This is a genomic window from Chryseobacterium sp. BIGb0232, from assembly GCF_024810195.1.
In the GTDB taxonomy this organism is placed as follows: Bacteria; Bacteroidota; Bacteroidia; order Flavobacteriales; family Weeksellaceae; genus Chryseobacterium; species Chryseobacterium pennae.
Window position 1 is genome coordinate 880,376 of sequence record NZ_JANUEH010000001.1, and the last position, 23,931, is coordinate 904,306.

The 23,931-nt window shown below is 36.3% G+C and carries 20 protein-coding genes; 15 read left to right on the plus strand and 5 right to left on the minus strand.

The annotated features are described in order from the left end of the window. Positions 1 to 27: 27 nt before the first annotated feature. The 3 genes from M2372_RS03780 to M2372_RS03790 all read right to left on the minus strand — a co-directional run bounded on the left by M2372_RS03780 (position 28) and on the right by M2372_RS03790 (position 3,062). A complete protein-coding gene (locus tag M2372_RS03780) occupies positions 28 to 486 on the minus strand; it encodes a GNAT family N-acetyltransferase (RefSeq protein ID WP_123318289.1) in 459 nt (152 codons plus the stop codon). Further along, on the minus strand, positions 486 to 1,490 hold the full coding sequence (locus M2372_RS03785) for a MoxR family ATPase (protein ID WP_115973224.1): 1,005 nt from the start codon (positions 1,488 to 1,490) through the stop codon (positions 486 to 488). Before M2372_RS03785 ends, M2372_RS03780 begins: the two co-directional genes overlap by 1 nt. 270 nt (positions 1,491 to 1,760) lie before the next feature. Next, the gene (locus tag M2372_RS03790) at positions 1,761 to 3,062 is read right to left on the minus strand and encodes a hypothetical protein (protein WP_123318288.1); all 1,302 of its coding nucleotides are present in this window, start codon (positions 3,060 to 3,062) and stop codon (positions 1,761 to 1,763) included. A 239-nt stretch (positions 3,063 to 3,301) separates the two neighbouring features. On the opposite strand from M2372_RS03790, the gene M2372_RS03795 reads away from it, so the two are divergent. From M2372_RS03795 to M2372_RS03825, 7 genes are all read left to right on the plus strand, one after another. Then, a complete protein-coding gene (locus M2372_RS03795) occupies positions 3,302 to 4,639 on the plus strand; it encodes a peptide-N-glycosidase F-related protein (RefSeq protein WP_123318287.1) in 1,338 nt (445 codons plus the stop codon). A gap of 294 nt (positions 4,640 to 4,933) precedes the next feature. Then, entirely contained in the window at positions 4,934 to 5,404 is a 471-nt protein-coding gene (locus tag M2372_RS03800; RefSeq protein WP_047487264.1) for a DinB family protein, read from the plus strand. A 104-nt stretch (positions 5,405 to 5,508) separates the two neighbouring features. Continuing rightward, positions 5,509 to 6,246: a 23S rRNA (guanosine(2251)-2'-O)-methyltransferase RlmB gene (gene rlmB, locus M2372_RS03805; protein WP_123318286.1), complete on the plus strand. Its 738-nt coding sequence runs from the start codon at positions 5,509 to 5,511 to the stop codon at positions 6,244 to 6,246. Between the two features lie 36 nt (positions 6,247 to 6,282). Continuing rightward, positions 6,283 to 7,332: a DUF6263 family protein gene (locus tag M2372_RS03810; RefSeq protein WP_123318285.1), complete on the plus strand. Its 1,050-nt coding sequence runs from the start codon at positions 6,283 to 6,285 to the stop codon at positions 7,330 to 7,332. A gap of 95 nt (positions 7,333 to 7,427) precedes the next feature. Then, positions 7,428 to 7,658, plus strand: a complete 231-nt coding sequence (locus M2372_RS03815) for a hypothetical protein (protein ID WP_123318284.1) — start codon at positions 7,428 to 7,430, stop codon at positions 7,656 to 7,658. Positions 7,659 to 7,689: 31 nt separating this feature from the next. Next, entirely contained in the window at positions 7,690 to 10,230 is a 2,541-nt protein-coding gene (locus M2372_RS03820; protein ID WP_123318283.1) for a YfhO family protein, read from the plus strand. 123 nt (positions 10,231 to 10,353) lie between these two features. After that, positions 10,354 to 11,637, plus strand: coding sequence for a glycosyl transferase family 1 (locus M2372_RS03825; protein ID WP_123319077.1), 1,284 nt, complete (start codon positions 10,354 to 10,356; stop codon positions 11,635 to 11,637). Positions 11,638 to 11,773: 136 nt separating this feature from the next. On the opposite strand, the gene M2372_RS03830 is transcribed toward M2372_RS03825, so the two are convergent. Then, the gene (locus M2372_RS03830; protein ID WP_123318282.1) at positions 11,774 to 12,418 is read right to left on the minus strand and encodes a hypothetical protein; all 645 of its coding nucleotides are present in this window, start codon (positions 12,416 to 12,418) and stop codon (positions 11,774 to 11,776) included. Positions 12,419 to 12,603: 185 nt separating this feature from the next. Here M2372_RS03830 and M2372_RS03835 point away from each other — a divergent pair, with 185 nt between their 5' ends. The 6 genes from M2372_RS03835 to M2372_RS03860 all read left to right on the plus strand — a co-directional run bounded on the left by M2372_RS03835 (position 12,604) and on the right by M2372_RS03860 (position 19,364). After that, the gene (locus tag M2372_RS03835) at positions 12,604 to 13,581 is read left to right on the plus strand and encodes a YpdA family putative bacillithiol disulfide reductase (protein ID WP_123318281.1); all 978 of its coding nucleotides are present in this window, start codon (positions 12,604 to 12,606) and stop codon (positions 13,579 to 13,581) included. 72 nt (positions 13,582 to 13,653) lie between these two features. Continuing rightward, a complete protein-coding gene (locus M2372_RS03840; RefSeq protein WP_148060711.1) occupies positions 13,654 to 14,598 on the plus strand; it encodes a hypothetical protein in 945 nt (314 codons plus the stop codon). A 3-nt stretch (positions 14,599 to 14,601) separates the two neighbouring features. Further along, positions 14,602 to 14,889 (plus strand): hypothetical protein, encoded by a 288-nt coding sequence (locus M2372_RS03845; RefSeq protein ID WP_123318279.1) that lies wholly within the window; start codon positions 14,602 to 14,604, stop codon positions 14,887 to 14,889. 21 nt (positions 14,890 to 14,910) lie between these two features. Further along, positions 14,911 to 15,627, plus strand: a complete 717-nt coding sequence (locus tag M2372_RS03850; RefSeq protein WP_123318278.1) for a hypothetical protein — start codon at positions 14,911 to 14,913, stop codon at positions 15,625 to 15,627. Between the two features lie 48 nt (positions 15,628 to 15,675). Continuing rightward, positions 15,676 to 16,194, plus strand: a complete 519-nt coding sequence (locus M2372_RS03855; protein WP_123318277.1) for a hypothetical protein — start codon at positions 15,676 to 15,678, stop codon at positions 16,192 to 16,194. Positions 16,195 to 16,538: 344 nt separating this feature from the next. Then, positions 16,539 to 19,364 (plus strand): reprolysin-like metallopeptidase, encoded by a 2,826-nt coding sequence (locus tag M2372_RS03860; protein ID WP_123318276.1) that lies wholly within the window; start codon positions 16,539 to 16,541, stop codon positions 19,362 to 19,364. An 84-nt stretch (positions 19,365 to 19,448) separates the two neighbouring features. Here M2372_RS03860 and M2372_RS03865 read toward each other — a convergent pair whose 3' ends face one another. Then, positions 19,449 to 20,630: an MFS transporter gene (locus M2372_RS03865; protein ID WP_123318275.1), complete on the minus strand. Its 1,182-nt coding sequence runs from the start codon at positions 20,628 to 20,630 to the stop codon at positions 19,449 to 19,451. A gap of 303 nt (positions 20,631 to 20,933) precedes the next feature. Here M2372_RS03865 and M2372_RS03870 point away from each other — a divergent pair, with 303 nt between their 5' ends. Together M2372_RS03870 and M2372_RS03875 are read left to right on the plus strand one after the other, a co-directional pair. After that, positions 20,934 to 21,812 carry an AraC family transcriptional regulator gene (locus M2372_RS03870; RefSeq protein ID WP_123318274.1) on the plus strand — a complete coding sequence of 293 codons (879 nt, stop codon included), beginning with the start codon at positions 20,934 to 20,936 and terminating at the stop codon, positions 21,810 to 21,812. 90 nt (positions 21,813 to 21,902) lie between these two features. After that, positions 21,903 to 23,843, plus strand: a complete 1,941-nt coding sequence (locus M2372_RS03875; RefSeq protein WP_123319076.1) for an oleate hydratase — start codon at positions 21,903 to 21,905, stop codon at positions 23,841 to 23,843. Positions 23,844 to 23,931 lie beyond the last annotated feature (88 nt).

Consider the following 23,931-nt stretch of genomic DNA (forward strand, 5'->3'; position numbering starts at 1 on the left):
AGGTTCAATGTTTCTTGTTTTCGACCTCTAGTTTTTAAACTCAATAGAAACATTCAACCATTCGTCGTCAAACTTTGGACTGTATTTTTTATAAAAGTTAATGGCCGGTTCATTCCAGTTCAATACCTGAAAAACCATTCCGCTATATTCATTAGATTTTCCATGTTCAAGAGTTGCATCAAACAGAAGCTTTCCGATCTGTTTTCCTCTCATTTTTTCTGTTACTACCAAATCTTCAAGATAGAGTCTTCTTCCTTTCCATGTTGAATATCGGTCATAATATAATGAGATCCCTACAATTCCGCCATTCAATTCTGCAACGAAAGCTCCCCAAACCGGAGATTTTCCAAATCCGTCTTCAGTAAACTGATCCAGGGTTACCGTTACTTCATGCAACGCTTTTTCATATTCTGCAAGCTCCTTAATCAAATCCAACATGGAAGCACAGTCTTCCTGAACTGCCTTTCTAATAGTAACATCACTCATTATGGTGCCTGTATTTTTGCTAAAATCCTGTTAATGATTTCTTCAGTTGTTATCTCTTCTGCCTCTGCCTCAAAAGTTAAGCCCATTCTATGTCTCAATACATCTTTAGCCAATGCTTTTACATCTTCAGGGATTACGAATGCTCTTCCTTTTAAGAACGCGTATGCTCTTGAAGCAATCGCAAGGTTGATAGATGCTCTTGGAGAAGCTCCGAAACTGATATAGTTTTTAAGCTCAGAAAGTCCGTAATTTTCAGGATAACGTGTTGCAAAAACCATATCCAGAATATATTTTTCTATTTTTTCGTCCAAATAGATTTGGTTGATAATCTCTTTTGCCTCAACAATATCCTGAAGTGAAATCACTGGTTTTACAGTGGGCTGATGGGATGTGGAAACCATTCTCATCACCAGTCTTTCGTCTTCAAAAGAAGGATAATCTATAGTACATTTCAGCATGAAACGGTCACTCTGTGCTTCCGGCAACAGATAAGTCCCCTCCTGATCGATCGGGTTCTGGGTAGCCAGTACTAAAAATGGCTTTGGAAGCTTCATGGTTTCATCACCAATGGTCACCTGCTTTTCCTGCATCACCTCTAAGAGTGCCGACTGTACCTTTGCCGGAGCACGGTTGATCTCATCCGCAAGAACAAAATTCGCGAATACCGGACCTTTTTTTATAGAAAAATCATTGTCTTTGATATTGTAAATCATGGTTCCTACCACGTCTGCCGGGAGCAAATCCGGGGTAAACTGAATTCTTGAGAACTCACCATGAACAGCATCTGCCAGAGTTTTGATGGCTAATGTTTTTGCCAATCCGGGAACACCTTCAAGAAGAACGTGCCCGTTTCCTAAAAGCCCTACCAATAAGCGGTCTACCATGTATTCCTGCCCAATAATCACCTTGTTGATTTCCTGTCTCAGAAGAGAAAATAAGTAGTTTTTTTCTTTTACTTTTTCCGTCAACTGACGGATATCCTCGGCTTGATATGTATCTGACATAGCTTGATTTAAATAAGTGGTAAATTTCTGATAAATACTTGCATTAATCAACATAATGAATGCCATATTTGAGTTAAAGTTTGTTAAATATTCCGGGTTTAACAAACTTTTAGAATTCAAAATAAATTCTGCTGCAATGATCTTATGGTCATATTTCAATCTTTCCCATTATAATTCAATTCATTATAAAAAATGTTGTGACAATAATTGCCACAACACCTTTTTATCAATTTATATTTTCCTTAATACGAAAACCCTATGTAAAGAAAATTACAGTTTTGTAATATTTATTGTAAATGCACCCTCCGGCATATCTACCGAATCTTCGTAAGACCCTACATTTATATAATATTCTGTTCCTGCAGTTGTTGTAATTGTCATTGTTTCAGCAGAACCGCCACCACCGTTATCCATTGTTCCTACACAAACCAAACTATTACAAGCTCCGCTGTACACTCCTATTTTAGGATCAAAAGTAGCCGCTGAAGGAGTAGCCTTGATCTTATACTGACTGCCATCTCCTGTAAATCTAAACCATAGACCATCGTTCATTCCATCATTAGCACATGCCAATATAAATCCGCTGTTATTAGTGGAAGACATCCCATCAGACTGTGTATAAGCATAAGGAAATGCAGTAGCCTGCAAAGCTCCGGAACATGCATCATTTACAGGCACAGGAGGAATTGTTTTGAAAGTATAGTCTGCACAGCCGGCAGACTCCCCGTTTGCCGAAACAGCTGTAACTTTTAAATAATAATTAGTATCATTGTTAAGAACAATAGATGGAGAAAGATTATAACCCACTCCGTTTACAGTTTGATGGTTAATAACATCCGTCCCTCCAGGGGTTGTACCTAAAGACACTCTATAAGAAGCTGCATCCATTACCGATTGCCAGGTAATACTAGGTGACAAAGAAACGAATTGAGCATTATTAGCTGGCGAAATCACGAAGGGACAGCCTGGAGCAGAATTCACCGTCAGACCTGAAATAGTTATTGCAGATTTATAATCTACTCTTATCCCTCCCGGCGGAGATGCCGGATCTACAACAGCACGGTCACCTTTGTAAACAAGAGTGGAATTCTGCAGGTAGGAATAAACACGAAAAACTTCATCAAAATTATTAATGTCAATACTTGGCGAATTTTCTTTAGCAGCCACTACCAGATTATCAATATTATTATAAGCGAATGGTGTTGTAAAAACTACTTCAACCTTATTCCCATTTTTAGTTACTGTACCCGCAAAAACCTGTGTCAGCTGAGCGGCGGGAACCCAGTCTGTATTGGATACAAAAGATATTTTTGGGGTATGCCCCAGATAAACGGTCCAATTGGATGAGTCATTAATGGTTGCAGAAGGATCAAGATAAAAAGTAAGACCCGTAATATTTCCTGCTGCATTAGCATTAACTTCCTGCTTAGGATAAATCTGCTGAACATAGGAATAAGAAAAAAAACTACTCACTGGTGCAGTTCCCAAACTTGTACTTCCGATATTGATATTGATCTGAGCATTCGCAGTAAACACTGCAAACAACAGGGATAAAAGTAAAATTCTTTTCATTATTAATAATATTACCATTGAATATAATGCTAATTTAATAATAAAATATTGATTCTTGTAATAAAAAAAAATATTCAATCATATCTATTTATTAATATGCATACTTTTAGCACCAACCCTAGTATTTAATTAAAATATTTAAACATTCAACAACAAAAACACTATTAATACAAAAACAAAACTAAACAATCATTATTTTTAATACATATTTTAATATATTTACATTAAATACCAACGATATGTATAAAAGATTATTTTTTGCAAGTCTATTCCTTACAGGTCTCTTCAAATCACAGACAACAACCGTGACGAATCTGATTTCAGATGCCGTATATTATGACGGCTATGCTGCTCCTGTAGCCAATCCGGTTCCTACCGGTCTGATCAGACTGGGAAATACCAGATACGCAAGAAAGCTTACAGATACTGAACTGGATTCCTTTAAGGCAAAAATTGCCATGAGAGTGACTATAGGTGCTTTATGTGATAATTATGATCGTCTGGGAGAGGTATTTCTGGCATTGGTTCCTAAGAATCAGCCCACCTATACAATGGATGATGCTAATGTGAAAAGAATTGAAGCTGCCCGATACATTACACCGTTCATGAACAAAAACCGTTCTCCAATAGAAGTTCCCTACACCTATGATATAAGTAATCTCTACAGTGTATTTCATAATACTGACCTGCGAGATACTTATGACATGTATATGGAATTGGATGTTTTTGGAGTTCCTTATGCTGCACAGAACGAGGTGCCAGGATGCACTGGCAGGATTGATGTTTTTTCAGGAAATCTGACCTTTTTCTCTACTGATGTCGGAGCAACCCCTACAGATTACAACACTCTTGTTCCTATATTAAGCTATAATAAACTCAACAACTACAACAGTACTGACACAACAGGAGAAACAGTAAGACTTGTCACCTTTAACCTTCCTGCTGCTGTTAACAATGCTAATTTCATTGTAATTTCTACCCCACACGGGGCCAATGCAGGTGGAGAAGAGTACATAAGAAGACAAAATTACACCTATATAGATGACGTGCAAATGCTGACGTATACTCCAGGAGGAATATCCTGTGAACCCTACAGAGCATACAATACACAGGGTAACGGAATCTATGGAGCAGTCCCAAAATCTTTTGATAACTGGACTTCATGGAACAACTGGTGCCCGGGAAATTCAGTACCTATCAGAGGGTTTACTTTACCCTCTATGACAGCCGGAAATCACACTTTAAAACATACCATTCCTACTGCCGTTTTTAACGGACAGGAAGGAGATGTTTATTTATCAGTTTACATGCAGGGAAAAAGTAATGCTACTTTAAATGTAAAAGATGTAAAAAGCATTGATGTAAATATCTACCCAAATCCTACTACTGATTTTGTCAATATAAGATCGAAAGAAGATGTAAAATCAATGATCCTTTACAGCATTGGTGGAAGAAAACTGGCTGAAACCTACAGGGAAACCAAAATTAATCTTTCCTCTTATCCCCCTGGAGTTTACTTTTTAAATATTATTCTGAAAGATGGGACCACATTTAAACATAAAATCATAAAAAAATAGTCATCATCAGTTAAAAGGTAAAAACTTATAAAAAACAGTTAACAAACAATAAAAAACCCTCCTTTGACGAAAAATCATCGGAGGGTTTCAGCTTCTTAAAAATTGATAAATATCTAAAAAGGAGTCGTTAAATTTTCTAAAACAGATTGTAATCCTGTCAGATTTCTACCTAAAAAGAAAATAATAAATAATCTATTTTTCCGGCATTGTGCAACTTTTACTTTAATCCTTTAGCCAAAAAATTGTCATTTCCAGTTTATTAAACTATTTTTGGTGATTAAAATTTTCTGCAAAATGAATTATCATTTTCAAGCACACAGACAGGTGAGAAGAAACCTTTTAGATATCCTACAGAACACTTCCCATGAGGATCTTCTGCTGATTCCGGATGGCTTCAACAACAATATTTACTGGAATATTGCCCATACGGTTGCCACTCAGCAGCTTCTGCATTATTATCTGAGCGGAAACCCTTTCCGTATTGATAAATATTGGATTGAAACTTACAAAAAAGGAACTTTACCGAACCTTAATGTTCAAAAATCAGAGGTGGAAGACCTGGAGTTTTTACTAACGGAAACCTCAAAGATATTAATGAAGGATTATGATAGTGATTTCTTTTCAGACTATACTCCCTATACTACCAGTTTCGGGATGGATCTGAAGAGTATTCAGGATGCCATTATTTTTAACAATATGCATGAAAGCCTGCATTATGGATATGCAATGGCGCAGAAAAGAGCAATTTTAGGAGAAAAGTACTAAAAGGAAACTGGAAGAAAGGAAGCTGGAAGTTCGTAATCATAATAAATCATGAACCACCTGCTCTAGATTCCGATAACCTTAAACATAAAATTTTAAACAAATCAATGAAAGACGATTTTATTTTCGGGCTGCGTCCCGTGATTGAAGCAATTGAAGCGGGAAAAACGATTGACAAGATCTTTGTGCAAAATGCACTTCAGGGTCCTATTTATGCTGAACTGAAAGCAATTTTAGCAAAAAATAAAATCCGTCCCAATTATGTTCCGGTTGAAAAACTGAACCGTTTTACAAGAAAAAACCACCAGGGTGTGGTTGCTTTTATTTCAGATGTTCCGTTTCATAAAGTGGAAGATCTTGTGCCACAATTATTTGAAGAAGGGAAAACTCCATTCTTATTAATTCTGGACAGACTTACAGATGTGAGAAACTTTGGAGCCATCTGCAGAACGGCAGAATGTGCGGGTGTAGATGCTGTTATTATTCCTGAAAAAGGTGCTGCTCCTATTAATTCTGATGCTATTAAAACGTCAGCCGGAGCGCTTTATAATATTAAAATCTGCAAGGAAAATAATCTTGCTCACGTTGTAGATTTCCTTCAACAGAGCGGAATTACTGTATTTTCAGCATCTGAGAAAGCTCAGAAACTGATCTATGATGTAAATTTCACAGAACCATGCGCTATCGTTATGGGAAATGAGGAAACAGGAATTTCTAAAGAAGTACTGCATCATTCTGATGAAAAAATAAAACTTCCTATTGAAGGAAAAACTCAGTCTTTGAATGTTTCCGTAGCATGTGGCGCAATCCTGTATGAAGCGGTGAGACAGAAAAGTCTGAAATAAATTAATTCGATAACACAACACTTAAAAAATCAGAAAATGAAAAATATAGCAGCAATAGCGCTATTATCATCTATAGCTCTTGTATCTTGTAAAAAAGAAACGGCAAAAATTACAAAAGTAGATCCTAAGACCGGAAAAACGGTTACCGTGGAAGTTCCTGCGGATTCTGTAGCGAAAGTTGCAGAAAACCCAGCAATCAGAGACTCTGCAGGGATTGTTTCTCAGTCTTTCAAACTTGAAAAAGGAAAAACTTATCCCCTTACTACCTACCAGAGAGATGTAAAAACGATGACTGATCCTCAGGGAAAATCTATGACAGCTACTGTAGAATCTACTGACGAAATGAACTTTATTGTAAATGATATTAAGGGAAATGTATATGAAATGACCCTTAATCTTGTTTCTAAAAGAAGCTCTCAGGCTGCACAGGGTAAAACGGTTGTAGTAGATACTAAGCTGCCTCTTCCTAAAGAAGATGATCTTAAAATGATCTGGAATATCAACAAAGCTCTTACCAATAATAAGCTTGATATGAAGATGGATACCAAAGGAAATGTGATTTCTATTACAGGTTTTGATGCGGTATATACCAAAGTTACCAATGCGGTAGGACCGCTTATCAAGGATGCTAATGAAAGAGCAAGTGTTGTAGCAAGTCTTAAACAGTCCTTCAATGAGAAAGTATTGAAAGATCAGTTCAATAAAAACCTTTCAATTATTCCGAAAAAAGGAGTAAAAATAGGTGAAAAATGGTCAACTTCTGAAAATGCAGATCCGAACGGAAGCATTAAAGTAACTTCAAATTATGTTTTAAAGAGCTTAGGAAACGGAATTGCTGAAATCAGTGTAACCGGAGGTATTCCCAAGAAAACTGAAAAGAAGGCTCAGGGACCAATCACTCACAGCATGAGCAGTGAACTTGCTCAAAACGGAACCATTAAGTTTGACGAAAATACAGGATGGATTATCAACCAGAACATTAATGTAAAAACTACACAGATTGAAACTATTTCAGACGGAAAACAATCCCAGTCTATGAAAAGTGTTTCCAATTCTTCTGTGATGGTAAACCCTTCTGCAAAATAAGTAAAGCTTAAAAGTTTAAGGATCAGAGACAGGAAAGTGATATCATGACCAGCATACCTTTGAACCTTAAACTTTAAATCTTAAATAAATTTATTATGAAGTACATTCTTGAGTTAGTACTCTCTGCCATTATTATATTCTTCGTCTGGAATATTCTGAAAAGAATCTTCTTTAAGACATTTTACAGCTACAGGTTCAATAACCAAAAGCAAAATAACAATCAGCAGGACCTACATAACTCGAATAAGAATAACAAAAAAAACCTTAAATGGGATGCAGAAACCGTAGACTATGAAGAGGTAAAAGAGAGTAATGACAAAAGGTGAAAAATCCGAGAAATAAAAGATCATAACCAGCATGGCAAAAAACAAAAACTTAATTTATATTGCAGCTTCATTAGTAGTATTTATAGTTTTAGCATTTTTATATTCCACTCCTGTATTTTCAGGAAAACAACTTTTCCAGCATGATATTGTACAGTACAGAGGGGGAGCAAAAGAACTTTTAGATTATAGAGCTAATACAGGAAATGAAACCTATTGGAGTGATTCCATGTTCGGGGGAATGCCGACTTACCAGATGGGTAGCCAGTTTAAAGGTGATATCATCAAGAAAATCGACAGCAATCTGAACTTTCTACCAAGACCTGTTAATTATCTTTTCCTTCTTTTTGCAGGTTTTTTCCTTTTGGGAATGGTCGTAGTCAGAAACTGGAAATATGCCTTACTAGGCGCAACCTTTTTCGGGCTTTCCACTTATTTCTATATCATTATTGCGGCAGGACACAATGGAAAAGTCAATACCATTGAATATTTCGCACCGCTTTTAGCCGGAATTTTATTAGTTTACATCAGAAAACAATACATCTGGGGATTCATTGTTACTACCCTGTTTATGGGGCTTCAGATAGCAGCGAACCACCCGCAGATGACCTATTATCTATTTCTGGCACTAGGATTTTTATTCCTGTCTGAGCTTATCAGGGCGATTCAGAAAAAAACTCCAATAAAACACTTCCTTATTTCTTCAGGAATCATTGCAGCATCTTGTGTGATTGGTGTTGGCATGAACTCTCAAAGGATCATGGCCAACTCTGAATATGTAAAGGAAACCGTTCGTGGAAAACAGATTTTAACCAATGACAGCCATACTTCAGGAAAATCCGGAATGGACAAGGAGAGTATGCTGATGTGGAGCTATGGGCAACTGGAAACTTTAAACCTTTTTATTCCAAGATTAATGGGTGGTGGAAGCCAGGAACCGGAAGCTAAGGAAATGATGAATAAAGTTCAGGAACTTGTTCAGGAAAATGTAGGTTCACAGGCTGAAATGGACAGAATTTCAAAAGGTTTCAGCGGAATGACTTATTGGGGTGACCAACCGGGAACTTCAGGCCCAGCCTATCAGGGAGCTATTGTATGCTTCCTTGCATTATTAGGATTTTTCTTTGCATGGAAAAAATACCGTTACTGGATCCTGGGAGCTTCTATTCTAACCATTTTACTGGCTTGGGGAAGTAACTTTATGCCATTATCTGATTTCTTTATTGATTACGTTCCGTTTTACAATAAATTCAGGGCACCGTCTTCTATCCTTGTTGTCGTGGAATTACTATTCCCTTTGATCGCAATTTTAGGATTATACAGATTCTTTACAGATGAAAAACTGACTGAAGAGTACAAGCAAAAAATTCTGACGTATGTAAGTGGTGGAACATTAGGATTATTATTAATTCTTTTAATATTTGGTAAATCATTGTTAGGATTTTCAACAGCAGGAGAGAAAACGTACTTCCCTCCTTTCCTTCTTGATTTTCTGGTAGATGAAAGGTACAAACTGTTTAGAATAGATGCTATAAAGGCATTTATTTACGTAGCCATTGCTGCCACAGTTCTATTTTTAAGTTTAAAGAAAAAACTTAGCTCTAATATTGCTTTGGTCATCATTGGTGTAGTAAGTTTATTTGACCTATGGACTGTAAATAAGCGTTATTTAAATGACGAAAATTATGTAGACAAGATTTTTGCTGAGAACCCTTTCCAAACAGAAAGTTCTGAACTTCTTGCTGAAAAAGTACAGGGAAATCCAAATCTTGAATCTATTTTATCTACCGTAAATATCAACAAGACATTAGAGACTATTGCGGATAAAGATAAAGCTCACTACCGAATTTATAACCAGACTTTAGGAGTTACAAGTGAGACTAATACTTCATATTTCAAAGCTTCTATCGGAGGTTACCACGCTGTAAAATTAAGGAGATATGATGATGTACTGAATGCATATATCAATAATATCGACAGTGTAAAAACCCCTAAAATACTCAACTTACTGAATGCAAAATATATGGTTTTCGGAGGTCCGGATCAGCCTCAGGTAGTTCCGAATCCTAAAGCAAATGGAAACGCATGGTTTGTAAGTGATCTTAAATTTGTAGATACTCCTAACGAAGAAATTAACTCTCTTGGGAAAATCGACAATAAAAAAACAGCTGTGATTGCATCTTCTGACAAAGCTTATTTCAGTAATAAACCTGTTCAGGCAGATTCTACAGCATTTATTAATTTAACTACATACCAACCTAACGAACTGGAATTCAAATCTCAGTCAAAAACGCCTCAATTGGCCGTTTTCTCTGAGGTATATTATCCTCACGGATGGAAGGTTCTTGTAGATGAAAAAGAGGTTCCTTATATCAAAGCAGATTATCTGCTTCGTGCAGTACATGTTCCTGCCGGGAATCACCACATCAGAATGGTTTTTGAGCCGGAAGTAATTGAAACAGGAAAATGGATTTCTCTATTAAGCTTCGGATTGTTTATCGCACTGGCAGCATTTGGAATTTTCTGGATGAATAAGAATAAGAAAAAAGAGACTCTTATCGAACAGAAAGCCTGATCAAAAAATTAATTAAAGCATTTCAATTCCGATTGGAAATTTCTGAATGAAGAGATAGAATGAGATTCTTCACTACCCTACGCTTCGTTCAGAATGACAATTGAAGGACAGACGACCAAAAGAATGGAACGAAAGAAAATATTGATTATCACCTATTACTGGCCTCCTGCGGGAGGTCCTGGTGTTCAAAGATGGCTGAAGTTTGCCAAATATCTGCCTGATTTCGGGTGGAAACCCGTTATCTATACTCCGGAAAACCCAAGCTATCCATTGTTGGACGAAACCCTGATGAAGGATGTTCCAAAAGATATTGAAATCGTCAGAACAAAGATCTGGGAACCTTATCAGCTGGCTGAAAAGCTTAATAAAAGCAACAAAAAATTCAAAGCAGGCCAATTTGATGTAGGAAAAAACCAGAGCTGGAAATCCAGACTTTCTATATGGGTAAGGGGAAATTTTTTTATTCCTGATGCCAGAGTTTTCTGGGTAAAGCCTTCTATTCAATTTCTGGAAAGATACCTGAAAGAACACAACATCGATACGATCGTAACTTCCGGTCCACCCCACTCTCTTCACCTGATTGGATTAGGTCTAAAAAATAAACTTCCCAATATTAAATGGATTGCCGATTTCCGTGATCCATGGACAGAGATCTCGTATTATAAACACCTGAAATTAACCAAAAGTTCAGACCAAAAGCACCGCCAGCTGGAAAGTGCCGTTTTCAAAAATGCAGATATTACCCTGGCCACAAGCTATACAGATGCTGAGAATTTCAAAAAAGCCGGAGCTAATGCAGTTTGTATCACAAACGGTTTTGATGAAAGTGATTCAAACGAAGGAAATAAACAGCACAACAAATCTTTTGTATTAAGTTATATTGGAGTTCTGGAACAGCTTAGAAATCCGGAGAACCTTTGGAGGTCATTGGATGAACTGGTAAAGGAAAATGCAGAATTTGCAAAACATTTCAGCTTAAAATTTGTAGGAAGAATTGATGATAAAATCCTTCATACGATTGAAAACTCAAGCCTGAAAAATCACATCCTGAATTTGGGGTATCTTCCACACGGTAAAGCTGTTGAAGAAATGCAGACTTCAGAGATGCTGCTGATCACCAATTTCCCGAATGAATCTTCAAGAGGAATTATTCCCGGAAAAATATTTGAATATCTGGTAAGCGGAAAACAGATTCTTTCATTTGGACCGGATAAAGCTGATGTTGCTAAGATTCTTGAAGAAACCCATGCAGGAAAACATTTCAGTTATGATGATTCTGTGTCTGTAAAAAAATTCATTCTGGAAAAATTCGACCTTTGGAAAAACGGAAATCTTTCTGAAAACACTCAACAGATAGAACAGTTTTCAAGAAAAAATCTCACTAGGCAACTGGCTGATATTTTATAAAGAAAGGAAGCTGGAAGAACTTTAATTGAAAAAAAACATCTGTAGTTTTTAATTACAATTGAAAATAAGAATAACACATGTTTTTCCCAATTCTATAACTTCCAGTTTCCAGCTTCCTACATCCAGCTTATAGCTTTTAAATTGTCCATTGGTCATTAACAACAGCAATGAGATAATATTTTCCCTGAAATTCTTCAAATACAAAACGGAGTGTTTTCCAGTCCATTTCACTATTTTTTTCTGTTCCTTTGATATAGTTTTCTGTAAAATCGCTTTTAGGATAGATCTCTTCAAGATTATTCAGCGAGTTTCCTCTGCCGAGAAATGTATTGAAAGAATATTGAGAAGCTGTAAAATCACCAGAGAACACCCATTTTCTTAGATAATCATTGATCGTCGCTTTATAAGGATCCCCTGAGCCGTCTTGCGCTCCCCAGGTAAACAATGTTTTGGTAGGCTGGTATTTTTCAAAATCTTCTTTCGAAAAATGCTTATCTGATTTCGGATCTACAAAAGCATACATTGAAAAATTAATCCCCTTCTCTGGGTGGATAAATGAAGCAAATTTCTTATAATCTTTAGCTTTTAAAGCCTGTAAAACCTCATCATTAGTCTTTTTAAGCGCTCCTTCTTTCAATGCTTTTTCTTTAGCAACTGCTGCACTGTCCAGCGGTTTCACACGGGTAACAGTATCAATTTCACTTGGAACTGGTTTTCCTGCCTCCTTTTTACAAGCTACTGCCAGTGCCAGTACCATCATTGAAATAAGTAGTTTTTTCATATTTTTAATTTAGTGGTGAATAAAAAAAGCACCAAAACTAATGCCAATACGAGATATAGGGAGTTTTAGGATTTGACACCTGAGCTATAAAACCGTATCTTTATTTTTATTCTTTGTTCCTAAGTGTCAATGATCTTATCCCTTCTTATGGATACAGTTTCCCAATTACATCGTACCTTTGTAATATGGAAATTTTGGATATTCTTATTATAGGAGCAGGACCTATTGGTATCAACTGTGCTATTGAAGCCAGTAAAAACAATTTGAATCATTTAATTATAGAAAAAGGAACTATTGTCAACTCATTGTACAACTATCCTTTGTATATGCGTTTCTTTTCAACAGCTGAAAAGCTGGAAATTGACGGTGTTCCTTTTATTTCTACCGCACCCAAACCGGGAAGACAGGATGCTTTGGAATATTATCAGGGAATTGCCCGACAAAAACAGCTGAATATCCATCTTTATGAAAAAGTACTGAAGGTATCCAAAAAATCTGATGCATTTGATATTGAAACAACGAAGGGAAGCTACAGAGCTAAAAATGTAGTGATTGCCACCGGATTTTACGATATTCCTAACCTAATGAATATTCCGGGTGAAGAACTTCCGAAGGTAAAACATTATTATACCGAACCTTATCCGTATGCAAAGCAGAAAGTGGTGGTGGTAGGATCCAGCAATTCAGCGGTGGATGCAGCTCTTGAAACCTATAGAAAAGGTGCAGAAGTAACTATGGTTATCCGTCATTCCGAGATTTCAAAAAGTGTAAAATATTGGGTAAAACCGGATATTGAAAACCGGATCGCAGAAGGAAGTATTAAAGCTTATTTTAATGCTGAAATGACAGCAGTAAAAGAAAATTCCGTAATTTTTAAGGATGAAAATAATCAGATGCATGAGATTGAAAATGATTTTGTTCTGGCCATGACCGGCTACCTTCCTGATTTTGAATTTTTAAAAAATTCAGGAATTGAACTAAATGGCGATTGCCTGAATCCTTTTTATAACCTTGAAACCATGGAAACCAATATTCCCAATTTATATCTTGCAGGAGTCGTGTGCGGCGGAAAAGATACGCATCTCTGGTTTATTGAAAATTCCAGGGTTCATGCTAATATGATTGTCAGTTCAATTCTTTGTAAGTGTACTGAAAATTCATAATTTTAAAACAGATCTAATTAATAATAAAAGCAGCAGATACAGATGGAGAGGAAAGTGTAGAAACATAAAGATATGATGAATAAATACTTGTTTTTGGGGATTCTTTCTATTCTTCTGTTGAGTTGTAAAGAAGAAAAAGGACAGGATAAATTTCCGGATATTCCGGTTTTCCCAGCTACCTCTAATTCCAACATCGTAATACAGCCTGTAGTTAATGAGATAAATAAAATCTTATATAATGATTCTTCTCTGGTTTACAAACACTATCCGGACACTATCAGTTTTTATTCTGTTCGCACTGGTGTGAGTCATAGTATTAAGAGCAGTGTTTTCGTATATGGTGACGGCTTTTTTATTGTAGAAAATAAAAACAAGGAATATGAAGCCCTTAATGATATTACATTAGAAAAACAGGACATAAAAATCATTGACGAATCTGCCAGATATAAAAGAGGAGAAGATAGTTTAAGAAGTATTCACACTCAAAAATCGGATTATGAAATCAACCAGATCAATGATTCATTGTTTATCCGGTATTTTTCTGCTGAATATAATATTCCGAAGGATAAAATTCCATATACAGATAATCTGAAAAAAGGAGATCTTTATGTACATACGGGGCAGGATCAATTTATAATATTGAATGCTCCTTATTCTTTGGATCAATTTCTAAGCCCTTTGCTACAGCCCACAGAAAAAAAAATACTTCCTAAATTTAAAAGGCATTTCACTTCTCTTGAAGATGCTCAGCCTCCTAAAAATATTTTTAAGGAATATGACTATGCCATGATGAACAAATCCTGGGTATGGGGCGGTGGCGGAAATCATTATGTTTTATCCATCCCGTATAGGGTTGAAACTGGGTATTATTATATCGATATATTCATGAATCAACAGAAGGGGAAATTCAAAATAATGTCAAGCAGCGATCCGGAATTTAAAATCATACCTCACAAAATCAACAACCAGCTTTATTTTGTAAATAACAGGCAATTGTATAAGGCTTTCACAAAATAGAAGATGAGTACAGTAAATATTCTACCTATCATCCTATTAATACTACAGCTGGCCGGAATCAGTCATGTATGGTACTCTTATTTATATAAAGACGGCCGGATTCCTCAGTCATTCATAGAATTGAATATTCTGGCTGTATTCAGTATTGGAGTCTTAACTCTTTTCCGGTTCAGATATTATAAACCTGGAAAAAAAAGAGGTTTATGGCTCTTTCCTGTTAGTATTTCATTTCTTATCATCCTTACTCTTCTTATTTCTTATACAGTAATGGGAATTGAAAAATACAGATAGTCCGTATCAAACCTCTAAACCATGAAAATTAATCCTATTACTATTTTAAATATCTTAATTACCATTTTTCTGATCATTGCCATTATGGTTATTGTCCTGATGATAAAAAATAAGATGAATATTTATTACATTTCAGCGGCGGCTATGGTAAGTTTCCTTCTGTCTTTTATTTTATACACCATAAACAAAGGGGTTACCATGTCAAGCCATACAGAAGAAATTAATAAGTATAAAGCAAAACTGGTATACCATCAGGATTTCTTTACAATTGCTACCTACACTCAGAATCAGATCATCTGCTGGAGTGAAATAGAAGCCATCTTCTTTATCAGTTCTCCACCTCTTGACGGAGATTATCATACTATGGAATATCGGATTTTTTTAAACAAAAAGCCTGAAACGGTACGCAAGCAGCCTCTTAAATGGTATGATAAGATCTTACCTGAGCCCAGACAGGAAAAATTCCCAATGGTAAAAATTGATGATTATTACAATGTTGATTTCAATACGTTTTACCCGTCTATTGAAAAGTTCTTACTTACCGAAAAAATATCATCTGCTTTCCTAAACGGTACATTTGGAAATGATGTGAAGTATACCCAAAAGCAAAATGAAATAATAGGTATTCCTTACAGTAAACCGCTAAAAACAACAGGCTTTTATAAGCTATTTGACAGGGGAACTTATGCTGATAATGGCAGTTTGAAAGATTACAGAGAGCAGGCAACAGAAATATAATTTTGTACCGCGTAGGCCAGAGTAACAGAAAAATTTGAATTTTAGCCCATGAATGATGATAAATTAAGAACAATGACATTCAATCCGGAAGGTTTTATTCTCAATATTCCCATATTGGATGAAACCCATTTCTTTTCCTGGGATTCTATAGATACGATTCTTTATGGTTCTGAAATACTATACCATGACCATTCAGAATTTATTATTTATCTGAACCAGCCGCCGATCATTAAATTAAAGGAAAACGCATGGTGGCTGAACAGACTTACCTTTTGGATGAAAAACAGAAAAAATAAAAAGATCAGAATCTCTGATGAATGGAACAGGGATTTTTCAGGCTTCATAAGTCATGTACAAAAATACCTTCATCATGTTCAGAATATTGATTTTGAAGAAAATAAAAGGAAAGGAACTCTTATCAGTAGAAACGAAATAAAGAAAAGTAACAGTTCTGTAACCACTGAAAAATGGAAACCGGTAAAAACAACAGATCTTCCATGGAAAATGGTATACGACAGGCATCACAGAACCGTTGAAGATATTTACAGCAGGGATAAGGGAATTTAAAATACCTCTAAAAGATCCGTTTTTGCTCACGTACAGAAAATGAGGAACTTTTCTCATCACTGTATATATCTGCTTATTTCAAGCTATTACAATATAAATTATAAAGCAGCCCAAAAATGGGCTGCTTTATAATTTCATGCAATTATGATTTTATTCAAAAAAAAATATTATTCATAAAAAATAAACATTCAGTTTTTTTAACACAATATGATTTTCAACGAAAAACAATCACAAAACAATGATAATCAATTATTTAACATAAAATAAAATATTTCAAACCTATGAGATTAATTTATACTTTTAACAACGTTATTATCAATTTAATAACCTAAAAAAGTAAAAACATGAAAAAAAAAATCTACCTATTTCTGGCCATTGCTGCCATAGGGAGCCAAAGCCTGTATGCACAGAATTTTTGGAAAAAGACAAAAGTCAATGAGAGAAATTTAATTGAATCCAAAAGAAACATTGGAGCTGATTACTCCAACACCTACTTACTGGATATCAATCAATTGAAATCAGTATTACAGACAGCACCTGTATCCAAGACAGGAATAGCCACCCGATCTACTGTAATCATAGACATTCCCAGACTGGATGGGGAGTTTGAAAGGTACAGTGTTTATGAAACTTCCAATATGGCACCTGAGCTAGCTGCAAAATTTCCGGATATTAAATCTTACAGAGGAGTATCTGTAAATGATCCTGGGAAAACCATCAGCTTTGGACTTTCACCAAAAGGAGTCAACATTATCCTGTTCAGCCCCGGCCAGAAACCAACGGTCATTGAACCAGCAACCAAAGATGCGCTTGTATATCTGGTAAGTCCGGCTGTACCGGAAGTACTTTCACAAATAGATAAATTTGATTGTTCTACTCAAGAGAAAAATAGTAATAATAAAGACGGAAACTTCCCTACAGACAATACAGATGATAAAAAATTCAGAACATTCCGGCTTGCAGTATCTGTAGATGGAGAATTCAGTGAATTTCATGGAGGTACTGTTGCCAACTCCCTGATCGCCATCAATAACCTGATTAGCTATATCAATCCTGTATACGAAAGAGATCTTTCTATCCACATGAATCTTATTGCTAATAATGATCAAATTATTTATTTAGATAAAACCACAGATCCTTATAGCTCTGCCGGGACTCTTAATAATGAGGTACAGACAGCAATAACCAGTACCATTGGAGAAGCTAATTATGATATTGGAATTTTATTTACTAATCAGACTGGAGGTGGAAATGCCGGAATGATTGCCTCTGTATGTCAGGACAGCCAGGGACAGGTAAATGGAGAAGTAGATAAAAAGAAAGGAAGTGCTTATGCAGGACCCGTAAATGGAACAGGACCTCAAGGGTTTATCTACGCGATGGTCATCGCACACGAAATGGGTCATCAATATGGTGCCAACCACACATTTTCCAGACCGGAAAATTTAGATGTAAAATTTATGTTATTTGGAATACTGCCTATCCAGACTATTACAAATCCAGTAACAGGTGCTAACAGAGAGCCTGGAAGTGGAACCACTATTATGGGATATCCTGGTGTAACAGGAACTCATGATGTTGATTCTAAACATAGCGATCAATTTCTTCATTACAGTATAAGCCAAATCAATAAATATGTTAAAACTACAAGCTGTGCGGCAACCGTTGAGATAACGAATACTCCACCCACTGTAAATGCAGGCCCTGATTATACCATTCCTAAAGGAACTGCTTTTAAACTAACAGCTACAGCCACAGATCCTGATAATAATAGTTTAACATATTCCTGGGAGGAAAGTGATATTGCAGAACCTAATGTACCTTTTAATGTTAATGTCACTATTCCTGTAGATGAAGCTGATGTTTCAAATCAGCTAAGACAGAATATGAAAAATTATTCATTCCCGGATCGTATGTCTACTGTAACTCCAAATTTCAGAGTGTATCCACCAACATCAAGTCCTACAAGATACTTACCTCCACTCAACGAAGTTCTTGAAGGGAGCTTATACAGTACCTGGAATATGACTTCTGATGTGGCCAGAAGTATGAAATTCATAAGTTTGGTAAGAGATAATGCTACTGGTGGTGGACAGACGGCAACAGATGAAGCCATCATAAATGTAGATGCAAGCACCGGTCCATTTAAAATTACATCTCTATCATTAAATCAGAATTACTCATCCGGATCCACGCATCTTTTAAAATGGAATGTGGCTGGCACCAACGCAGCTCCCATCAATACTCAGTCTGTTAATATTTTAATTTCAACGGATGGGGGAACTACTTTTACGCCACTTGTTTCCAATACGGTTAATGACGGGGAAGAAATGATTACCATTCCTTCTACTCCTGCCAAAAAAGCATTTATCATTGTAGAATCTGTAGGAAACATCTACTATGCGGCAAGTCCGGCTTTCGCTATTGATTACAATATAACTATGAACTGTACCCAATATCCGGCTGATGGTACTTTTGCATTCAGCCCGGGTTCACCTGCCAATATTAATATCAATGTATCCAATACCACTCTGATTGAGGACATCAATATCATCATGGATCTTACTTATACTGATATTAAAGAATCAGCATTGCTGCTTAAAGGTCCTAATGATCAGGGCAATCAGATATTCTGGCTTGGAAACTGCTCCGGAACCAATGTGTTAAAAGCAACCTTTGATCAGGAAGGTGAATCTCCAGTGATAAACTGTAATAATATGGGAACCAATCCACATATAGAACCTATAAGACTGGATCTGAGCAAATATTATGGCCAAAGTCCAAATGGAAACTGGCTTATAAAAGCACTGCATACATCGGATGTTCTTAACAATGTTACTGCAAACAGTACTTCAGGAACAGTAAATGCTGCCTCTATCGAACTTTGTACCAGACAACCAGTCTCTACACTTGCTGTAAATGATATGGCATTAGAAAAAGACGGATTCCAGATCTATCCTAATCCTTCTAATGGAAAGTTCAATGTCCTGATGAAAAAGAATGCTTCTACAGAGGTACATATCTTTGATATTGCCGGAAGATTGGTACACAGCCAAGCCGATATTACGAATGAAACCCGAATAGATCTGACCAGCTTTGCTAAAGGAAACTATATTATGGTCTTCAATGTAGGGGGTAAAAAAGTAGCTAAAAAAATCATTATCAAATAAATTTCAGATTTTTATTTCCAAGAAAAACCCAGCCGAATTGATTTCGGCTGGGTTTTGTATATTGTACAAGAAACGGTTATGAATTTAAACCAAATCCCCTTCCACTTTCTTCCTATCTTTAAGCATCCACGGAATAACAAAGTAAAATGCAATCGCAATTCCTGTTGCCAATATTCCTGTTCCAATCCATAGAGTATTAAAACCTAATTTATCAGCAATCAATGTTCCTATATAAGGAGTAATAATAAACGCGATGGAAAATGACATCCCATTCAGTCCCATATAGGCTCCTTTATTATTCTCTCCAGAACGAAGAGCTGTAATGGTTGCCATAAACGGAAGCGTCCAGATCTCCCCTATACAAAGCAATGTCATGGATACCAATAGGGTAACAATACTATAATCAAAAGCAAGCATTGCATACGAAAACCCACAAAGGAAAGTTCCGATCAGCATGGTAAAAGCCAGAGTAAAATATTTCTCTGAAAGCTGTACAAACCCCATTTCAAGAAGAACAATCAGAAAACCACTGTATCCTAAAATATATCCTATATTCTGTTGGCTTAAATGAGCGGTATCTTTGTAAAAGATCGTGAGTGTACTGAACAGCTGGAAGAAACAGATCGAGAACAGCATACATAAGAAACAGAAAATTAAAAACTTATTGTCCTGATAAGGAGAATTTTCCTTTTTAACAGCTATTGCTTCCTTTACTTTTTTAGCTTCCTGTTTGGCCAGTTTTGCCCGGCCTCTGAAAAACCAAATGTACATTAACCCCGCCAATAAAGCAGCTAAAGCATTACTGTAGAATAAAAATTCATAGGAAATAGCAGATAGAATACCTCCTAATGCCGGACCGATGGAAAAACCAAGGTTTACTGCCATTCTGTTCAGGGAAAATGCTCTCGTAATATTTTCCGGTTTGGCATATTTTGTAATAGCAACTGAGTTTGCCGGACGGAATGTTTCACTCACAATACTTTGCGCTAAAATAATCCCGGCCAATCCCGCTTCTGTTGTGAAAAAAGGGATCATACAGAAGAGAGGCACACTGAGCAGTAAACTCAGGCTCTGTACACTATATTCTCCAATCTTATCCGTGATCATTCCTCCAAACCATGAACCTATCACCGAACCTATTCCAAAAAAGCTCAGGACAATTCCTGAATTTTCAATACTGAAATGTAAATGATTGGTCATATACACTCCCAAAAATGGAAGTACCATAGAACCTGCCCTGTTGATAAGCATTACCAACGCCAGCATCCAACTCTCCTGTGAGAGTCCTTTAAAAGAACTCGTGTATACATTTATCAGTTTCACAATAATATTTTGGGGGAAAAATTTGAAAGTGCAAAGTTAGGGAAAAATAGGCTCAAATACCTTTATTTTAAGCCTTTTTCTAAATAACAATCATAAAAACAAACAATCAACTGCATCCGAATAAAAACAAATATTTTAGACACATACCCTTAATAAACATTTATAAAATTCGTAAATTGCAGTAACAATAGGCTTTTTAACCTTAAATTTCAAAAAAAATCTATAAAAAATCAATCAACAGCAAAAATGGTAACCTACGAAAACTTACACGATACGCTGTCTTTTTATAGTATTGACTGCCGGCAATCCTATTATATCTCCTCCGGAAACCCCATTTTCGAATTTCCTAAAGCTCCTTTCAGGATGGATTATTATGCCCTTTGCATCTGTACGGCAGGAGAAGTAAGTGTTGAAATAGACCGTCATCAGTATAAAGCTGATGCCCATAGCATTCTGGTTGCAGCTCCGTCTACTATTGTGAGATTTATGAAAACCAGTCAGGATTTCAGGATAAAATTATTATTCTTCGACAAGAATTTTCTGATCAAAAATATATCTAATCCTTTTATCATTGAGAAAATGAACCTGTTCTCCAACGGTTCCTACAGTATTGTAAAAACCTCTCCTAAAAATGCTTTGGTATTACAAAACCTTTTGGATTACCTCAAAAAGAAATCCAGAAAACAGGGAAAATTTACTGAAGAAATTGTTCGCACTATTATTTTCAATCTTCTGCTGGAAACCGCCGAAATTCTGGATGCTAAATATGCTACAGATCCTGAGAAAGAAGAAGGAAAAAAGGATCTCTATCTTAAATTCAGTCAACTTATCCGGGAAAATATCAGACTCCACAGAACCGTTCAGTTCTATGCCAATGAACTTTGTATTTCGAACAAATACCTTATTGAAATCATTAAAAAAGCCTGTGGCAAGACTCCTCATGAAGTTATTGATGAAACCCTGTTGAAAGAAGCCTATGTCATGCTGGGAAATCCGGACCTGACAATCTCGGAAATAGCTTTTGAACTTCAGTTCAATTCCACCTCTGCTTTTGGCCGTTTTTTTAAAAAGCACACTTCTCTTTCTCCTTCTGAGTATAGAATAACGGAAAATATCCAGTCGTAGGAATTTCGGGACACTAATTCTGACATTAGGGATATACATTGCTTTTTGAATAGGGGTACCTTTATCATGTTCATTAAAAACAACATAAAAATGAGTACGATCAATTCAAAATTCAACAAAGTTTTAAATACCTCTGACCAGTTTGGGAAAGTGAACCACGAACCGGATTCAAGCAAGGAAGTTCAGATTAACACTCCTGAAAAGACAATGCCTTTTTCAGACCAGATCGGAAACTATCAAAGAAATAAAGGAATTCCTTTACAATCCTACGAAAACAGTAAAATCTATATTGTCGGAAGCGGCATTGCAGGGATGTCTGCAGCATATTATTTCATCCGTGATGGCCATGTTCCCGGTAAAAATATTATCTTTCTGGATCAGCTGGCAATTGAAGGTGGATCACTGGATGGTGCCGGGAATGCAAAAGATGGGTATATCATCCGTGGTGGCCGTGAAATGGATATGACTTATGAAAATCTGTGGGATATATTCCAGGACATTCCTGCTTTGGAATTGCCTGCACCTTACAGTGTTCTGGATGAATACCGTCTCATCAATGATAACGATCCCAACTATTCAAAAGCAAGATTGATTCATAATCAGGGACAAATTCAGGATTTCAGCAAATTCGGGTTGGAGAAAAAAGATCAATTGGCGATTGTCAAACTTTTATTAAAGAAAAAAGAAGAGCTAGATGATCTGAGTATTGAAGACTATTTTTCAGAATCTTTTCTGAACAGTAATTTCTGGTTCTTCTGGCGTTCTATGTTTGCTTTTGAAAACTGGCACAGCTTACTGGAACTGAAACTGTATATGCACAGATTCCTTCACGCTATTGACGGAATGAAAGATTTTTCATGCCTTGTATTCCCTAAATACAATCAATATGATACCTTTGTTACCCCTTTAAAAAACTTCCTGGTAGAGAAAGGAGTACAAATCCAGTTCGATACTTTGGTAAAGGATCTTGATGTTCATATTAATACGGAAGGAAAAACAGTAGAAGGCATTATTACCGAGCAAAACGGAGAAGAAGTCAGAATACCCATCGGAAAAGATGATTACGTAATCGTAACTACCGGATCTATGACGGAAAGTACTTTCTACGGAGATAATAATACAGTTCCGGAAGTCACCATAGACAACAGCAGTGCCGGACAAAGTGCCGGATGGAAATTATGGAAAAACCTTGCAGCCAAATCTGAAGTTTTCGGAAAACCTGAAAAATTCTGTAGCCATATTGAAAAATCATCTTGGGAATCTGCAACATTAACATGCCGTCCTTCTGCATTTACTGAGAAATTAAAAGAATTATGTGTAAATGATCCTTATTCCGGAAAAACAGCTACGGGAGGTATTATTACGATTACAGATTCTAATTGGGTAATGAGCTTTACCTGTAACAGACAGCCACACTACCCTACCCAGCCGGATGATATTCTTGTAGTATGGGTATACGCCCTACTCATGGATCAAGAAGGGAACTATATTAAAAAAGCAATGCCTGAATGTACCGGAAATGAGATCCTTGCAGAACTGTGTCACCATCTTGGAATGGCAGATCAGCTTGATAACGTCATTGAAAATACGATTGTCCGTACTGCCTTTATGCCTTACATCACCTCTATGTTTATGCCCAGAGCTCAGGGAGATCGCCCGAGAGTGGTTCCTGAAGGCTGTACTAACTTAGGATTGGTTGGCCAATTTGTAGAAACCAATAACGATGTTGTATTCACGATGGAAAGCTCTGTAAGAACAGCCAGAATAGCAGTATATAATCTCCTTAACCTCAACAAGCAGGTTCCTGATATAAACCCATTACAATATGATATCCGACATCTGTTAAAAGCAACTCAGGCATTAAACGATTATAAACCTTTCCTGGGAGAAGGAATTCTAAGAAAAATCCTGAAAGACACTTACTTTGAACATATATTGGTTAACCGTCCTGAAGAAAAAGAGGAACATGAGTCTTTCTTTATGGAACAGGTTGGTAAATTCCAGGATTGGATCAAGGGAGTAAAAAGTTAGAAAACACTGGATTCCTACTATTGGAAAATAGAAGACGCAAAGTTTTTTATTGCTACTAATACACGAGTTATTTTATTAGATTATTCGT

Bases quoted from the DNA above. Each gene is read 5' to 3' on its own strand.
- M2372_RS03780 (WP_123318289.1), bottom strand. From the start codon at position 486: ATGAGTGATGTTACTATTAGAAAGGCAGTTCAGGAAGACTGTGCTTCC.
- M2372_RS03785 (WP_115973224.1), bottom strand. From the start codon at position 1,490: ATGTCAGATACATATCAAGCCGAGGATATCCGTCAGTTGACGGAAAAA.
- M2372_RS03790 (WP_123318288.1), bottom strand. From the start codon at position 3,062: ATGAAAAGAATTTTACTTTTATCCCTGTTGTTTGCAGTGTTTACTGCG.
- M2372_RS03795 (WP_123318287.1), top strand. From the start codon at position 3,302: ATGTATAAAAGATTATTTTTTGCAAGTCTATTCCTTACAGGTCTCTTC.
- M2372_RS03800 (WP_047487264.1), top strand. From the start codon at position 4,934: ATGAATTATCATTTTCAAGCACACAGACAGGTGAGAAGAAACCTTTTA.
- rlmB (WP_123318286.1), top strand. From the start codon at position 5,509: ATGAAAGACGATTTTATTTTCGGGCTGCGTCCCGTGATTGAAGCAATT.
- M2372_RS03810 (WP_123318285.1), top strand. From the start codon at position 6,283: ATGAAAAATATAGCAGCAATAGCGCTATTATCATCTATAGCTCTTGTA.
- M2372_RS03815 (WP_123318284.1), top strand. From the start codon at position 7,428: ATGAAGTACATTCTTGAGTTAGTACTCTCTGCCATTATTATATTCTTC.
- M2372_RS03820 (WP_123318283.1), top strand. From the start codon at position 7,690: ATGGCAAAAAACAAAAACTTAATTTATATTGCAGCTTCATTAGTAGTA.
- M2372_RS03825 (WP_123319077.1), top strand. From the start codon at position 10,354: ATGGAACGAAAGAAAATATTGATTATCACCTATTACTGGCCTCCTGCG.
- M2372_RS03830 (WP_123318282.1), bottom strand. From the start codon at position 12,418: ATGAAAAAACTACTTATTTCAATGATGGTACTGGCACTGGCAGTAGCT.
- M2372_RS03835 (WP_123318281.1), top strand. From the start codon at position 12,604: ATGGAAATTTTGGATATTCTTATTATAGGAGCAGGACCTATTGGTATC.
- M2372_RS03840 (WP_148060711.1), top strand. From the start codon at position 13,654: ATGATGAATAAATACTTGTTTTTGGGGATTCTTTCTATTCTTCTGTTG.
- M2372_RS03845 (WP_123318279.1), top strand. From the start codon at position 14,602: ATGAGTACAGTAAATATTCTACCTATCATCCTATTAATACTACAGCTG.
- M2372_RS03850 (WP_123318278.1), top strand. From the start codon at position 14,911: ATGAAAATTAATCCTATTACTATTTTAAATATCTTAATTACCATTTTT.
- M2372_RS03855 (WP_123318277.1), top strand. From the start codon at position 15,676: ATGAATGATGATAAATTAAGAACAATGACATTCAATCCGGAAGGTTTT.
- M2372_RS03860 (WP_123318276.1), top strand. From the start codon at position 16,539: ATGAAAAAAAAAATCTACCTATTTCTGGCCATTGCTGCCATAGGGAGC.
- M2372_RS03865 (WP_123318275.1), bottom strand. From the start codon at position 20,630: ATGCTGGCGTTGGTAATGCTTATCAACAGGGCAGGTTCTATGGTACTT.
- M2372_RS03870 (WP_123318274.1), top strand. From the start codon at position 20,934: ATGGTAACCTACGAAAACTTACACGATACGCTGTCTTTTTATAGTATT.
- M2372_RS03875 (WP_123319076.1), top strand. From the start codon at position 21,903: ATGAGTACGATCAATTCAAAATTCAACAAAGTTTTAAATACCTCTGAC.